We start from the raw sequence: 14736 nt of genomic DNA, 5'->3' as shown, positions 1-14736 counted from the left end.
AGCGTTGTATGAAATCAATACTTAACATCATATTCATTACTTTTTATATATGTAAACGCTCTTTTATTGGTGCAAACACACAAAAACCGCCGATTATTCGGCGGTTTTGTCGTACTTGCTCAGTTTATATTGAAGCGTTTGACGAGGGATACCCAACATTTTTGCGGCTTGTAATATATTCCCTTCCGTTTCAATCAACGCTTGATCTATTAATTCTTTTTCTGTTTGATGAAGTGCTTCTCTAAGTGGCATTATACCCTTCTTCTTCGAAAACTTCTCTTTCCGAAATGTACGTGGTAAACAATTGGCTGTTAATGTATTCCCTTCTGCAATAATAACAGCATGTTCAATCGTATGTTTTAACTCCCGTACATTTCCAGGCCACTGATAAGCTTGCAGTCTATCTTTCGCTTCCTCATCAATTTGAAGTACACCTTTTTTATAACTTTTATTATATTCTTTCAAAAAATAAGATGCTAATAATAGTACATCCTCAGTTCTTTCACGAAGCGGTGGGATATATAATGAAAATACGTTTAAGCGATAATATAAATCAGTGCGAATTTTATTCTCTCGTAAACATATTTCTGGAGGCTGGTTCATCGCGGTAATAACACGAACATCTACTTTTCTCGTCTTATTATCACCAATTCTTCTAATGACTCCATCTTCTAACACTCGTAACATTTTTGCCTGCAAATCAAGAGGCATTGAATTCAGTTCATCTAAAAATAATGTCCCACCATCAACAAGTTCAAATAGCCCAGCTCTTTCAATCGCTCCCGTATAGCTTCCTTTTGTCGTTCCAAACAATAAACTTTCTAATAGCGACTCTGGTAAAGCTGCACAGTTTTGTGCAATAAATGGCTTGTTTTTTCTTTTAGAAGCTTCATGAATTGCTTGTACGAACAGTTCTTTTCCTGTTCCTGTTTCACCATATATTAAAACATTCGCGTCTGTTGGTGCTACTTTTTGTGCTAACTCTTTCGTCTGTTTAAACCGCGTATCATTTGTCACTATCGTCTCAAATGCAGCGTGCTTTTTAATCACTTTTTTTCTAGATGATCGCTTTATTTTCGACTGTAAGTCAACAATTGTGTCAGTAAGCTTTTGAATTGTAGAGTAATCCTTTGCAATTTCAACAGCCCCAGCAATATTCCCATCTATAAAAATAGGTAACGTCGTATTTACTGTACAAACATCTTCACCATTTAAATTTTGATAATGTTGTACCTGATGTACGATAGGTTTTTTTGTATCTAGTACTTTCATCAATGTACTCGTTTCCCTTGATAAAGACGGGAACGCTTCTAACAGATGTTTCCCTAACACTTTTTCAATCTTCGATCCATCGTGTTTTGCAGCTACAGAATTATAAAATATTGTAATTCCATTTTCATCTACAGCGTGTATAGCCTCATCAATACTGCCCAAAATCGCTTCAATGACTTCTTGTGTCGAAACTGCTAGCAATGTCATCCCCCCTCTTGCCGAAAATCCAGCAATTACATGCCGAATTTTCGGCACACCTATGTGCGATTGTAAGCATGACGATTCCGTTCTATAATTTTAATCAATTTTATATTTTCATTAGATAACTCGAAACTCTAATTAGTACGGCTTTTTCAAACACCCAGCTCCACCTAACTGTTTTGCTTTACAGCCAAATTTTGAGGCGGAAGTTTTACTGCTTTCGAATAGCTAGATAGATCTTTCACCCATATATTCATATCTTCCAACTTATCGAAAATGTAGCAATTATTCGCCAGTCTTCCTGTATACGTATAGCCTAATTGATGAAAGGCAGCATTCATTCCGAAAGAAAGCGATCGAGCAATTGTATAGGAGCAGAAAATAGATCTTTCTTGAAGTTCTTCCTCTAATTTAATTAGTAAACTTTTCATAAATCCATGTTTACGGTATTCAGGTAAAGTAGCACAATTCGTTAATTCTGCATTCCCTTCCTTTATGTTCATTTCTGCAGATGCTGTACTAATAATTTTCCCCTCAAATTCATACACGTAGTAAATTGTATCGTCTTCTTTCATCGTCTGTAATACATAACTCGCTTCATTTAAAGGTGTCGGATACACTTCAAATACTTTTCCGAATACAGTTGCTAATTCTTCTGCATCTTCTTCAGTCGCTTTTCTCAGCAAAAATTTCTCTGGAACTACTTTTTCTTTTATTTCTTTTCCTTTTACACCGCTTAATATAGTATCTTCCTCAATCCAATGCATACTATTTCGTCTTTCATCATTATTATATTTCACCAAAAAGTATGCATCGTGTCCTTGAAAATAATGAGGTATCGTTGCTTCCAACAAAAAACCGAAAGAGAGCCATGTTGAAACATGCTCTCCCTTTCCTTTAATAATACATTTAGTGAAAGAATGTTTCTCTGCTAGTTCGTCAATTGTCTGTATAATACTTTCAACATTTCCTGTATAGTGATCTACCCGAATACGCTTATTAAAATAATCTAAAACACCTTCTACTGTATAACAATTCGTCTGTTCTCTAAAAGATTCATAGTATTTCATTTTTTCACCTCACACCAATCTAGTAATGTACATGCAATAATTTTTGCGGCAGCTATCATTTTATCAACTTCTATATATTCGTTTGGATAGTGTGCTACTTTCGTCTCTCCTGGACCAAATACTATTGTTGGTACGTTTGCAATTTGTGTAAATAAACCTCCATCAGTCCCCCACGGAGATGCTTCAATAATTGGTTCGTTCCCTTCGATTTCAACAAAGTTGTGATGAAGTGTCGTAATGAGTTCATGATTCTCTTCTAGTTCACCAGGAACCCATCTCGCTCCAAACCATTCTACTTCTACTGGATTTTCAACAAACCAATTGTCCACATCATTTAATTCAGCAATCCAATTCTCAAACTCTTCTTTTGCCGCCTCTATAGTCTCATTCGGCGCAACACCGCATCTTCCTTCTAAAATTAATTCATCGGGAACAGAACTTGGCCAACTCCCTCCTTCAATTTTCCCAATGTTAATTGGAATTGGAATCGGAATTTCTTTAAATAACGGATCTGTAATTCGACTATTTCTTTTCTCCTCTAGCTTTCTTACATGTTCTATAACAAACATACTTTTTTCAATTGCACTAACCCCTTCATAGCGCGTTCCACCGTGTGCAGCTTTCCCTTTTACACGTAGACGAAACCACATGGAACCTTGTTGTTTCGGGAAAAACTTCATATTAGTAGGCTCCGGAATAATGACACCATCTGCCTTATATCCTCGTAATATAGTTGCTAATGTCCCTGCTCCGCCACTTTCCTCTTCTATTACACTTTGAAAATAGATGTCTCCTTTTAATTCAATGTTAGATTCAATAATCGCTTCCATCGCAAGCATAAGTGCGACATTTCCGCCCTTCATATCCGTCGTTCCACGGCCATATATACGATTTCCGATTTTCTCACCGCTATAAGGATGATGTTCCCACTGATTCACATCCCCTTCTGGAACTACATCAATATGCCCATTCAATATCATAGATTTCCCGTCGCCACTTCCTTTTAAAGTTGCTACAATATTTGGGCTATCTGAAAAACTTGTACGGGGTGATACAAAATAAGGATGATCTTTCATTTTAGAAAAAGAAGGCTCCCATATATCGAGCTCTAAACCTAATTCACGTAATTTTTCAATCACAATTGCCTGCGCACCGCTTTCATCACCAGATACGCTCTTTTCTTGAATTAATCGTTTTAAAAATTTCACACTTTCCTCTTCATGGCTCTCAATATAATCACAAACTTGCTTTTTTAATTGCTCCATATATTACATCTCCCTTCATTCAATTACTAGTAAGTTAGAACTAATTTGAAAATCAGCTTCTGTATGTCGTTTTACATCTTCTACTGTGTATGGGCTCATTAATTCTTGTAATATAAGTCCATTCGGAGTTACCTCCATGACTGCCATATCAGTAATAATTAAATCTACACATTTCTTTGAAGTTAATGGCAATGTACACTCTGAAACAATTTTTGCATTTCCGTACTTATCAACATGATTCATCACAACAACGACCCGCTTCGCTTTTTGTGCTAAATCCATTGCTCCACCAATACCTGGAACACGTTTTCCAGGTACAATCCAGTTTGCTAAATCACCATTTTCACTTACTTGTAATGAACCAAGAATCGTTATGTCTAGCAAACCTTTTCGAATCATCCCAAACGCTGTGCAGCTATCGAAATAACTTGCTCCTGTTATAAGAGAAGTTGGTAAACCTGCTGCATTACACAAATTTTCATCTTCATTCCCTTTACTTGGCGTTGGTCCCATGCCGACGATTCCATTTTCCGCATGAAACATAACATTTATATCTTCAGGCAAATGATTTGGTACAAGCGATGGTATGCCAATACCTAAATTTACAATCATACCATTTTGTATTTCTTTCGCCGCACGCCTAGCAATCTTATCCCTCACTTCTACGCCCATACCCATTTCCAGTTCACTCCTTCCGACGGTACAATATAATTTACGAAAACACCTGGAACGACAATTTCCTCTGGATCTAAACTTCCAAGCGGGACTATTTCTTCTGCTTCTACAATTGTTATATCCCCAGCCATAGCTACATGGGGATTCATATTTCGTGCACTTTTGTCAAATACAAGGTTACCAAACGGATCTGCCTTTTTCGCATATACAATTGAAACTTCAGCAGTTAATGCTGTTTCAACTAAGTAGGTCTTACCATTCATTTCAACTGTTCGTTTTCCCTCTTCCACAATCGTATCAACACCAACATCAACTAAAACACCACCAAGACCAACGCCACCAGCGCGAATACGCTCTGCTAATGTTCCCTGCGGAGAAAACTCAATTTGTAACCTTCCCTCGTTTAGTTGCCTTCCTGCATTTGGATTGGAGCCAATGTGAGAAGTAATTATTGATTTAACTCTTTCATTTGTAACAAGACGACCGATACCTACATCAGGAAATCCAGTGTCATTTCCAATTAAATTTAAATTTGTAACGCCTTTTTCTAAAATTGCCTGTATTAAAGATGGAGGGGATCCAATCCCTCCAAATCCCCCAAACATCAATGTCATATCATCATGGAACAAAGAAATTACTTCCTCAATTTCTTTTAATTTACCGAATGTATTTGTAATAGTTGTCATGCGATACTATGCCCTCCTTTTTGCATCATCTCTTCCACACTTTTAGAGAAAATTGAAAGTAATTCATCTAACTCGGAATATGTAGTTGTCATTGGCGGTGCTACAAGCAGTGCACTATCTTCTTTTCCTGCTTGCCCTGAAACTGCTTGGTATAAAAGCAGACCATTTTTAGCTGCAACTGAAATAAGCTCTGACGCTTTTGTAAACGATTGCAATTCTACCCCGATTAGCAACCCTTTTCCGCGCACATCAGCAATGATTGTCGATTGTTGCTGAACTTTCTGTAAGCCTTTTATTAAATACTCTCCCTTTTCTGCTGTTTTTTCAGGAAGATTATGTTTCTCCATATATTCAATAACAGCTAAAGCCGTTGCTGCAGACAATGGATTTGCACTTAACGTATGACCGCTCATTACTGAACGTGATCCACGTAATATTGGTTCCATAACACGATCACTTACAACTGTCGCTGCCATCGGTGTATATCCCGCTCCTAACCCTTTACCAAGTGTCATAATATCCGGCTCTACGCCCCAATGCTCCATCGCAAACCATGCTCCAGTACGACCAAGCCCAGTCATTACTTCATCCGCAATAAATAAAATATCGTAATGGTCGCAAATCTCTTTAATGACTTTATAATAGTCTTTCGGCGGAACAACCGCGCCTCCAGCTGCTCCGATAATCGGCTCAGCAATAAAAGCAGCAATATGCTCTGCACCAATTCTTTCAATTGATCTTTCTAGTTCAGTCGCACATGCCAGCTGACAAGTTGGATATACCTTTTGAACAGGACATCTGAAACAATATGGAGCTGGTATAGTCGGATAATCTTCCAAAATAGATACGAAACGTTGTCTACGTAGTGGATGCCCAGACATCGATAAAGCACCCATCGTAATACCGTGATAACTCATCCATCTTGATAAAATTTTATGTTTCCCTTGAATACCTCGCTCTTGAAAATGCTGAATTGCAATTTTCATAGCTGTTTCATTCGCTTCCGTGCCACTATTTACAAAAAAACTCCAGTTCAAATCTCCTACACTTAAATCACTTAACTTCTTCGCTAATTTTTCAGCTGGTTCACTCGTAAACTGTGATCTATAAACGAAAGCAATCTCCTCAGCTTGCTTTTTAATAACGTCTGCAATCTCCTTTACGCCATGCCCAATACCTGCCGTAATTGCTCCTGACGAACCATCAAAATATTTATTGCCATTTTGATCATACAAATAAACACCTTTTCCATGTGAAATCATTGGATACGGCTGACCAACAAGTGGTTTAATTAAGTAATCGCGCATAGCGCTCCCCCATTTCTCCAATTTGTATATATATATGAAGAAAATTGACGTTTCTTTCATAAAAAAGAATCCTCTGCAAAAGCAGTGAATTTATCAAAAAACTATTATAAAATATACAAATGAGTGCTTAAAAATTTTTATAAAACAGAAAATTCAGAACTAAAAAACCGAAGACCAACCCTTTTCTATACGCCCAAATAACCCTCCTTTTTATATGAAATGACTACATCACCAAATGTTTTTATAGCATAATGCCAACTGTCCTTAAATGCCGACATTCTGTACACTTCGACGGAACTCCCGTTAAACTCCTTCCTATTATCCTACTTTAAATTGCATATTTTAAAACAAATTTCGACACCCACCTTACTAATCAATTCAGATTCCTATTCATTATGTAAACTTTTCAGTTTTAAACTATAAAAAAAGAACCGATTAACCACACTAATCAGTTCGTCATGACGCTCTCTTATGGGTTAATACTGTCAATTGCTAAAATAAATAGAAAAATGAAGTTTACAAATTCATCCTACAGCCTATAACACAAAACCTTTTCATAACTTCATTCACAATTACTATCGGGATATCCCTATCCCGAAGTGGCACTCCTTTCCTCAGATTCAAAGTATCTTTCCTTTATAATTTATGTAGGACAATTATCACTTTGTATGTGTATTTGCCTATAATTAAAAAAATCCCTAGTTTTCTAGCGATTTTTGGACATGTATTCAATATGTTAATTGAAATGCACTTTCAATTTGGCATTTATTTACTTTCGTACAGTCATATGTACTGCTTTACTCTGCGAAATTCTCGTAAGCACCAGCACCTCTTTATGAAAACATATTTGTTGTCAATTTTTAATTTTCCCTTTATAAAATCATTTTTTTTGCATAACCGCTTTCTTGCTTCGCATATAGTTTTAATGATGACAAAGGAGGAATGTTCATGTCTCAATCTGAAATCGAAAAATATGGACAAGAAGTTACACAATACGAACAACTCGCACGTTACTATCAGTTTCGTAATCCTAAAAAATATATAGAATTATATATGAAATATTACGATGCACTATCAAAACTTGTACAGGCGTATGAAACAAGAGACTCACAAGAAGCTGCTTTACCGTCACATATAAGAATTTTTCATGCCGATCCAAATATACCAGCGGTTGACATTTTAGTAAACGGACAAAAGGTTATTAAAAATATTTCATTTAAGCAATTCAGCCCTTATTTATCATTAGTGCAAGGTAAATACCGTATAGATATTGTTCCTGTCGGAAATGAAACTCCAATCTTTTCAGCGTTGGTACCAATAATGGGAAATCATACTTATACTCTTGCTGCAATAAATAGTGATAATCACCTACAATTACAGCCTATACTTGATAATACACATTTACCAGCTGGTCAAGCCAAAATACGGTTTGCACATTTCTCTCCAGATACCCCTGTTGTAAACGTAGATTTAAAAGATGGGGATCATTTATTTGAAAATGTACTCTTTAAACAAATAACAGACTTTTTGCAAGTTAGCCCTGGTACAGCAGATATTGAAATTTCACTCGCAGATAATAAAAACGTTTTATTGACTATACCAAAATTCAATGTTGAACCAAATGTTATTTATACAATTTCAATAGTAGGTTATTCAACTAAAGATCCTAAATTAGAAGCCGTTATACTCACAAATTAAAACAGTCTACACCATTCATTTGGTGTAGACTGTTTATTTTTGAAATGCAATTTGAAATTCTGTCCAATCGTTATCTGATCGACACATAATGGATCCATTATGTTTTTCCACAATTTGTTTACATACAAATAATCCAATACCAGTTCCTAACTTTTTAGTAGTTACAAATGGTTCAAAAATCGTTTCTACATTTTCAGCTGGAATCATTGGTCCATTATTTTTTATCACAATTCGAATAGCTTGATCTTCTTCAAATACATCAATGATAATTTTTCGTTCTTCTTTCATTGATTCAAGAGCATCAATTGAATTCATTAATATGTTTAAAAATACTTGTCTCACTTCACTCCGATAACCAACAAGCGGAATTGGATACGGTAAATTCTTTTCAATCAAAACATTCGCATTGACCAAACTCGGATATAAGAATTGTATAATGTCTTGAAACAAGTCATTAAGCCAAAACCGTTCCGATTCATTCCACATTTCTTTTTTCGATACGAGTAAAAATTGCGAAATACGAAAATTTAATTGATCTAATTCATGCGAAATAATATCTAAATACGATAAACTCGGATGATCCGCCTTTAATAATTTAACAAACCCCATAATGGAAGTAAGCGGATTACGAAATTCATGTACAAAACTAGCTGACATTTGCCCTAAAATCGTCAGCCTTTCTTTATGTGTTTCGTTAATATATTGCTGTTTTTCCTCTAAATTCTTCGATATAATTTCCGAGTATTTTAAAACGGTATAATAAATTAATTTGTCAAAACAAGTATGTATTTTTGCCATAATTGGTTTCAATTCACGAGCGCTAACATCTAATTCACACATCGCTTCGAAAAGTTCATTTCTTCCCACGTTTGCGTTATAAACAAAATCTCCAATATTCGCATCTGCTCCAGCACGTTCAATAGCAATTTTCTCACATAACGGTTGAAGATAATTTATATCTTTATCTTCCATAGTAAGTTCGATAATTAACTCTAGTAAATCCTCTCCATTTTGAACTACTTCTAGTTTAAATGGATCTTTTTCGGAAATTATCATTTTGTTTTTCCAGTTCTCTACGAATTGGTGCCTATTGTTTTTCAAGTGTGAACAAAATATTTCTTTAATATCCTTATCGATTGGAAAAACCTCCATTCCCTCCATTTCCATACGACGAATACCCTTTATATTTTGAATATTAACACAAAAAATACGATTCGTTAATAGATTTTTGTCACATTTTGTTAATTTCTGTTGATAAAATTATTTTTTCTTTCTTATTTAACTAATTGTATACAAATCCCCTTTTTCCTTCACATATTTTCATTATTTCCGTAGTCAAAACGACTTTTTTTTGCATCATTTTTAATTCTTGCGTACAATAGAAAATGAAAGGTGTGAAAAATATGGTAAATAAAAATGTGGAAGATTATCTCCAAGAAGGCATTTACGGCCAAAAGCAAAACAAACCAGAAGAACGTAATATGTATTTAACTACATTACGTGAGCGTGTGGAAATCGCTTTAACAATCGGTCAAGTAATGCAAAGTAATGTATACTCTGAAGTGGCGGGTAGCATGCGCTCTTCTCAATCATTACAACTCCTCCTAAATGGTGGCATTGCTTACCCACATTTATCAAAATACATTAAATTAGCAAACGAAAAAAATGTTCCTTTTACAATTGTTCAAAATAAAGATACAAAAACACCAATCGGTTTAGTATTAACTCATGCTACTGCTATAGATAAAGAACAAATTTATGTAGAAGATACTATTTTCAAACAAGAAATGAAGTAAAAGTTACACTTAATTAAATAGTTACTAGAAGCGTAAAAAACGAGTATGGAATCGTAAACATTTCCTACTCGTTTTTTAGTGCAAGTTTTAAGTTTTTCCACTTTATTTTTTAATACATACTAATTTCATTTCTGTCATTTCTTCTATTGCATATTTAATTCCTTCGCGTCCCGTGCCACTTTCTTTCACACCACCATAAGGCATATGATCTACTCTGAACGTTGGAATATCATTAATCATGACACCACCAACCTCTAGCTCATCAATTGCACGCATTGCTTTAAATAAATTATTTGTAAATACTCCTGCCTGTAAGCCGTAACGCGAATTATTTACTTGCTCAATCGCTTCATCAAATTCTTTAAATGTATTTACTGTCATGAGTGGACCGAATACTTCTTGGCACTGCACAGATACATGATTTGGAACATTTGTTAATACAGTCGGTTCAAAAATTCTTGCATCCTGCTTCTTACCACCACATAAAACAGTTGCTCCTTCCTTAATTGCTTCTTGAACCCACATATCAATTCGCTCTACATCTTTTTTTGAAATTAAAGCTGATACATCCGTTTCCTCAAGCAATGGATCACCAACAACAACTGATTCCATCGCTTTCTTTAGCTTTGAGAGAAATTCATGTATTTTCGTTTCATGTACAAAAACACGTTGTACTGAAATACAAACTTGCCCATTATTAACAAATGCTCCCCATTTTACACGTTCAATTATTTCATCTGTTAACTCTACATCTTCATCAATAATAACAGCAGCATTTGAGCCTAATTCTAACGTAACTCGTTTTAGCCCAGCCTTTTGTTTTATTCCGATTCCAACTTTTGGACTTCCGGTAAAAGTAATAGAAGCAACGTAATCATTTTTGACGATTGCCTCACCAACCGTGGGGCCAGGGCCAGAAATGATATTTAAAGCTCCATTTGGCAATCCTGCCTCTTCAAATAACTCAACTAATGCATAAGATGATAATGGCGTTTGATCAGCTGGCTTTAATACAACTGTATTTCCGGCAGCGATTGCTGGTCCAACTTTATGCGCTACTAAATTTAATGGGAAATTAAATGGTGTAATAGCCCCTATAACCCCAATCGGCTTTCGGATTGTATATGCAATACGCCCATCTGCACCAGGTGCGGCGTCTAATGGCAATGTCTCACCATATATACGCTTCGCTTCTTCAGCTGCAAATTTGTACGTTTGAACAGTACGATCTACTTCTCCCCTTGCAGCACGTATTGGTTTTGCAGCTTCTTTTGCAATAATCTCTGCAAATTCTTCTCTTCTTTCATCCATTTTTTGTGCAACTTTCTCTAAAATAGTCGCACGATCATATGCAGATAATGTATTCATTTTTATCATTGCATTTTTTGCAGCAGTAACAGCCTCTTTTACATCTTCTTCCGTTCCTTGTGCAATTTCCGCTAATGTTTCTTCAGAATATGGTGCGTATAATGGTTTATACGTGTTTACAGATTTCCAATTTCCGTTTATATATAAATGCTTTTTCATACTTCTTCTCCTTCCAAATATATGTATACAACAATACTTCACCTAGTGAAAGGTTCAACTTATGTCATTGTATCATAGCCCCTATCCCTCAAAAAACATTATGCTCAAAAAAACTCTGCTATATAGCAGAGTTTACGAGCTAATTTGCTCTTGTAACGAAATTTGTTTTTCATCTTCTAAAATAACAATCGATTCTACTATCTTTGTAACTTCTAATCTTTTTATATAATGTCCATCTAATTCTTTCACACAAAACTTATAATTTTCAATTTCAATGGAATCCTCTTCAGCAATCTCTATATTCTTCGTTAAAATCCAACCACCGATTGTATCAACACCATCATCATCAATCCCTAAACCAAATAACGTATTCACTTCACTAACAAGTACTTTTCCCTCTAGTATCGTCTTCGTTTCACTAACCTTTTGAATTTCTGGCTGCTCATCCGTATCAAACTCATCCTGAATATCTCCAACAATTTCTTCCAAAATATCTTCAACAGTAACAAGTCCAGATGTCCCACCATATTCATCTATCAATATAGCAATATGTGTTCTTTCTTTTTGCATTTTTAAAAACAAATCATGAATTGGAATAGAATCGATAACTAAAATAATTGGTCTCACATATTGCTCTACTGTCTTCTTATTAACAGCTTTATGTTGTACAAACTCAGTAAAAATATCTTTAAAATTCACAAAACCTATTACGTGGTCTTTGTCGCCATCAACAACTGGATACCTTGTATATTTTTCGCGAGACATTTTTTGCAAAGCTTCTTCAGCAGGCATTTCTTTACTTATAATATTCATTTCAGTTCGAGGTACCATTATTTCTTTTGCAATCCGATCATCAAATTCAAAAATTTTATTTACATATTTATATTCAGATTGATTAATCTCACCATTTTTATAACTTTCTGAAACTAACAACCGTAATTCTTCTTCTGAATGAATCTCATTATGCCCCTTCGGCGGTTTCAGCCCTAGCAGCTTCGTAATGATTCGAGCTGAACCATTTAATAGCCAAATGAATGGGAATGCAATACGATAAAAGAAAATTAACGGCTTAGAAACAAGCAAACTCACTTGTTCAGATTTTTGAATTGCAAATGTTTTTGGGGCCAATTCCCCTATTACAACATGTAAAAAAGTAATTAACAAAAATACTAAAGTTACAGCAAAAATGTCTGCTAGTTGAGTAGAGATATTCCAATTTGCAAAAAGCGTATCAAACATTTGCTTTAACGCAGGTTTACCAAACCACCCAATTCCTAAAGCTGTAACAGTAATTCCTAACTGACAAGCAGATAAATATTCGTCTAAGTTTGTAATGACTGTTTTGACCGATGTTGCACGATTATTTCCTTCTGCAATTAAATAGTCAATTCGTGAACTTCTCACTTTAACAATTGCAAATTCTGCTGCAACGAAAAATGCCGTTAAGGCAATTAAAACAATCACTATACTTATACTATATATGTCCAAATACTTTTCCTTACTTACTTTGTAAGCAAGGAAGCCACCTCCTACTTAATTTTATTCAAGTGAAGTAAGCATTCTAATACTCTAACAAAATTCTACATTAGCAACCACCTTTTTATATATTATATGCATACATAAAAAAGATATTTATCATTATGATAATCTAATTCATTTACACTCGTCAAATTATTCTAAATGTTACGATAAGACATTTTTATTTAAAAGAACTATTCTCCTCAACTCAATTTCGTGAAAAAACACTTTCTTTGCCGATTCCACACTTCTTTTGTCGCACTAGAAGGGAACTTACTTCATAGCTCGAAATCATTCAACAGGATATATATAGGAGGGATTATTTTGGAATATAAAACACCATTTATCGCAAAGAAATTAGGTGTTAGCCCAAAGGCTGTTGTCCGGATCGCGCAACAATTAAATCTTACGATAGAGAAAAACAAATATGGCCACTTTATTTTCACACAAGAGGATGTCGATCAAATGTTAGAACACCATCGATTTCAAATAGAGCAATCTCAAAATTCTCAATCTACTCAAAAGGCTTCCTCAAATGAAGTTGAGGAATTAAAAACTCAAGTTAATACAATTGTTCAAAACATATCATCGAATGATTTTGAGCAATTAGCTAATCAATTAAACACTATTACGAGAAGACTTGATCGAATGGAAGAACAAATGCAAGATAAGGCAAATGATGTCGTCACGTACCAACTTTTACAACACCGTCGTGAAATGGAGGAAATGTTAGAGCGAATTCAAAAGTTAGAAGCTGCCCTAACGAAAGAAGAACCCATTTATATTACTCCAGATTCAAAACCAACATATGAACGAGAAAAGAAACCGAAGCGCCGCAAAATGATTTTTAGTATATTTGGATTATAATTTTTAGACCCTTATTAAAATAATAAGGGTCTTTTTTAATGAAGAGTTATATCCTATACAAATATTATTCTCTTTATTATACATATTCACTTCGCTTTATTTCGTTAACATAATATTTTTACTGTATTCTGTAATTAATGCCTGTGCATGAGCATTCCCTTGAATCACATCACGAAATTCTTTTAAAGAATACAAATGCGTAACCCCTTTTCGAGCATGAATTCTTACTGGTACACCTTGTAAAGTATCATGAAACTGAAAAGGATTATCTATTGGTTCAATTGGAAAACCAAGTGTAAGTAAATACATATACATTCTTTTTGTTACTGCTGCAATGTACCATTCAGCTTTTGTTTCTAACGCATGTATAAATAAAATAGCTGTTAGCCTTTTGAAATGTCCTCTTCCACGAGACGTTTTCGAAATACTTAACTTGCCTATTTCATATACATTCTTCAAATCTTTTACTAAATCATTTTTAGAAAACGGATAGAAAAACTCAGAATTCGATTGTTCAGGTACCGTATACTTAATACATTCTACTGTACCAATAGGATGTTCATCTTCTATTAATAAAAATCGTGATGGATTTAAATTACGTTCTACGAACATTAAGTTTCTTTCTTCACAAAAATCTCCCCATAGTTGCTCGAACCCAAAATGTTCTTCCTTTGTTTGAACACGCTGGAACATATTTAACCGCCTTTCCCATCGCCGCTCTGTTTTTTGATAACGCTTTCACTATCTATCATATAAGAACAAATCTTCGTATGCAACTAAAAATATTTATGACTTATTATATTCTGCAAAATGAATTAGATTCCAATTTAATCGACTTTTATCCCGCGCTCACA

General features: G+C 34.8%; 13 protein-coding genes. 3 read left to right on the top strand and 10 right to left on the bottom strand.

Going from position 1 to position 14736, the window contains the following annotated elements; all coding sequences use genetic code 11:
* Window positions 1-93: 93 nt before the first annotated feature.
* From rocR to BLT20_RS08585, 6 genes are all read right to left on the bottom strand, one after another.
* Window positions 94-1479, bottom strand: a complete 1386-nt coding sequence (gene rocR, locus BLT20_RS08610) for an arginine utilization transcriptional regulator RocR (RefSeq protein ID WP_011110073.1) — start codon at window positions 1477-1479, stop codon at window positions 94-96.
* A gap of 164 nt (window positions 1480-1643) precedes the next feature.
* Window positions 1644-2543 carry a putative beta-lysine N-acetyltransferase gene (gene ablB / locus BLT20_RS08605; RefSeq protein ID WP_000878607.1) on the bottom strand — a complete coding sequence of 300 codons (900 nt, stop codon included), beginning with the start codon at window positions 2541-2543 and terminating at the stop codon, window positions 1644-1646.
* The gene (locus BLT20_RS08600) at window positions 2540-3808 is read right to left on the bottom strand and encodes a peptidase (protein WP_000436698.1); all 1269 of its coding nucleotides are present in this window, start codon (window positions 3806-3808) and stop codon (window positions 2540-2542) included. The genes ablB and BLT20_RS08600 overlap by 4 nt, the downstream gene beginning before the upstream one ends.
* Before the next feature lie 15 nt (window positions 3809-3823).
* Entirely contained in the window at window positions 3824-4486 is a 663-nt protein-coding gene (locus BLT20_RS08595; protein WP_000525291.1) for a CoA transferase subunit B, read from the bottom strand.
* Window positions 4471-5169, bottom strand: a complete 699-nt coding sequence (gene atoD, locus BLT20_RS08590; RefSeq protein ID WP_000208102.1) for an acetate CoA-transferase subunit alpha — start codon at window positions 5167-5169, stop codon at window positions 4471-4473. Before atoD ends, BLT20_RS08595 begins: the two co-directional genes overlap by 16 nt.
* The gene (locus BLT20_RS08585; RefSeq protein ID WP_021727616.1) at window positions 5166-6476 is read right to left on the bottom strand and encodes an aspartate aminotransferase family protein; all 1311 of its coding nucleotides are present in this window, start codon (window positions 6474-6476) and stop codon (window positions 5166-5168) included. The genes atoD and BLT20_RS08585 overlap by 4 nt, the downstream gene beginning before the upstream one ends.
* 948 nt (window positions 6477-7424) lie before the next feature.
* Between BLT20_RS08585 and BLT20_RS08575 the strand changes: the two genes are divergently transcribed.
* Window positions 7425-8174 carry a DUF4397 domain-containing protein gene (locus BLT20_RS08575; protein ID WP_000083284.1) on the top strand — a complete coding sequence of 250 codons (750 nt, stop codon included), beginning with the start codon at window positions 7425-7427 and terminating at the stop codon, window positions 8172-8174.
* A 33-nt stretch (window positions 8175-8207) separates the two neighbouring features.
* Here the strand turns inward: BLT20_RS08575 and BLT20_RS08570 are convergent, their stop codons facing one another.
* Window positions 8208-9341, bottom strand: a complete 1134-nt coding sequence (locus tag BLT20_RS08570) for a BA2291 family sporulation histidine kinase (RefSeq protein ID WP_000425086.1) — start codon at window positions 9339-9341, stop codon at window positions 8208-8210.
* A 236-nt stretch (window positions 9342-9577) separates the two neighbouring features.
* Between BLT20_RS08570 and BLT20_RS08565 the strand changes: the two genes are divergently transcribed.
* Complete coding sequence (locus tag BLT20_RS08565) at window positions 9578-9970, top strand: YueI family protein (RefSeq protein WP_000247558.1); 393 nt, start codon at window positions 9578-9580, stop codon at window positions 9968-9970.
* Between the two features lie 102 nt (window positions 9971-10072).
* On the opposite strand, the gene BLT20_RS08560 is transcribed toward BLT20_RS08565, so the two are convergent.
* Together BLT20_RS08560 and BLT20_RS08555 are read right to left on the bottom strand one after the other, a co-directional pair.
* Window positions 10073-11497 (bottom strand): aldehyde dehydrogenase family protein, encoded by a 1425-nt coding sequence (locus BLT20_RS08560; RefSeq protein ID WP_000716482.1) that lies wholly within the window; start codon window positions 11495-11497, stop codon window positions 10073-10075.
* 132 nt (window positions 11498-11629) lie between these two features.
* Window positions 11630-12985 carry a hemolysin family protein gene (locus tag BLT20_RS08555; RefSeq protein ID WP_033684403.1) on the bottom strand — a complete coding sequence of 452 codons (1356 nt, stop codon included), beginning with the start codon at window positions 12983-12985 and terminating at the stop codon, window positions 11630-11632.
* Window positions 12986-13339: 354 nt separating this feature from the next.
* Here BLT20_RS08555 and racA point away from each other — a divergent pair, with 354 nt between their 5' ends.
* A complete protein-coding gene (racA, locus tag BLT20_RS08550; protein ID WP_000456023.1) occupies window positions 13340-13882 on the top strand; it encodes a chromosome-anchoring protein RacA in 543 nt (180 codons plus the stop codon).
* A gap of 96 nt (window positions 13883-13978) precedes the next feature.
* On the opposite strand, the gene BLT20_RS08545 is transcribed toward racA, so the two are convergent.
* Window positions 13979-14575, bottom strand: a complete 597-nt coding sequence (locus tag BLT20_RS08545; protein ID WP_000487796.1) for a hypothetical protein — start codon at window positions 14573-14575, stop codon at window positions 13979-13981.
* Between the last annotated feature and the right edge of the window lie 161 nt (window positions 14576-14736).

The sequence above is a fragment of the Bacillus sp. cl96 genome (assembly GCF_900100505.1).
Classification (GTDB): domain Bacteria; phylum Bacillota; class Bacilli; order Bacillales; family Bacillaceae_G; genus Bacillus_A; species Bacillus_A cereus.
This window is presented reverse-complemented; position numbering and strand designations above follow the sequence as displayed.

Coding starts and splice junctions, on each gene's coding strand:
- ablB (WP_000878607.1), bottom strand. CDS start 2,543: ATGAAATACTATGAATCTTTTAGAGAACAGACGAATTGTTATACAGTA.
- BLT20_RS08585 (WP_021727616.1), bottom strand. CDS start 6,476: ATGCGCGATTACTTAATTAAACCACTTGTTGGTCAGCCGTATCCAATG.
- atoD (WP_000208102.1), bottom strand. CDS start 5,169: ATGACAACTATTACAAATACATTCGGTAAATTAAAAGAAATTGAGGAA.
- BLT20_RS08600 (WP_000436698.1), bottom strand. CDS start 3,808: ATGGAGCAATTAAAAAAGCAAGTTTGTGATTATATTGAGAGCCATGAA.
- BLT20_RS08560 (WP_000716482.1), bottom strand. CDS start 11,497: ATGAAAAAGCATTTATATATAAACGGAAATTGGAAATCTGTAAACACG.
- BLT20_RS08570 (WP_000425086.1), bottom strand. CDS start 9,341: ATGGAAATGGAGGGAATGGAGGTTTTTCCAATCGATAAGGATATTAAA.
- BLT20_RS08575 (WP_000083284.1), top strand. CDS start 7,425: ATGTCTCAATCTGAAATCGAAAAATATGGACAAGAAGTTACACAATAC.
- BLT20_RS08545 (WP_000487796.1), bottom strand. CDS start 14,575: ATGTTCCAGCGTGTTCAAACAAAGGAAGAACATTTTGGGTTCGAGCAA.
- BLT20_RS08565 (WP_000247558.1), top strand. CDS start 9,578: ATGGTAAATAAAAATGTGGAAGATTATCTCCAAGAAGGCATTTACGGC.
- rocR (WP_011110073.1), bottom strand. CDS start 1,479: ATGACATTGCTAGCAGTTTCGACACAAGAAGTCATTGAAGCGATTTTG.
- BLT20_RS08595 (WP_000525291.1), bottom strand. CDS start 4,486: ATGGGTATGGGCGTAGAAGTGAGGGATAAGATTGCTAGGCGTGCGGCG.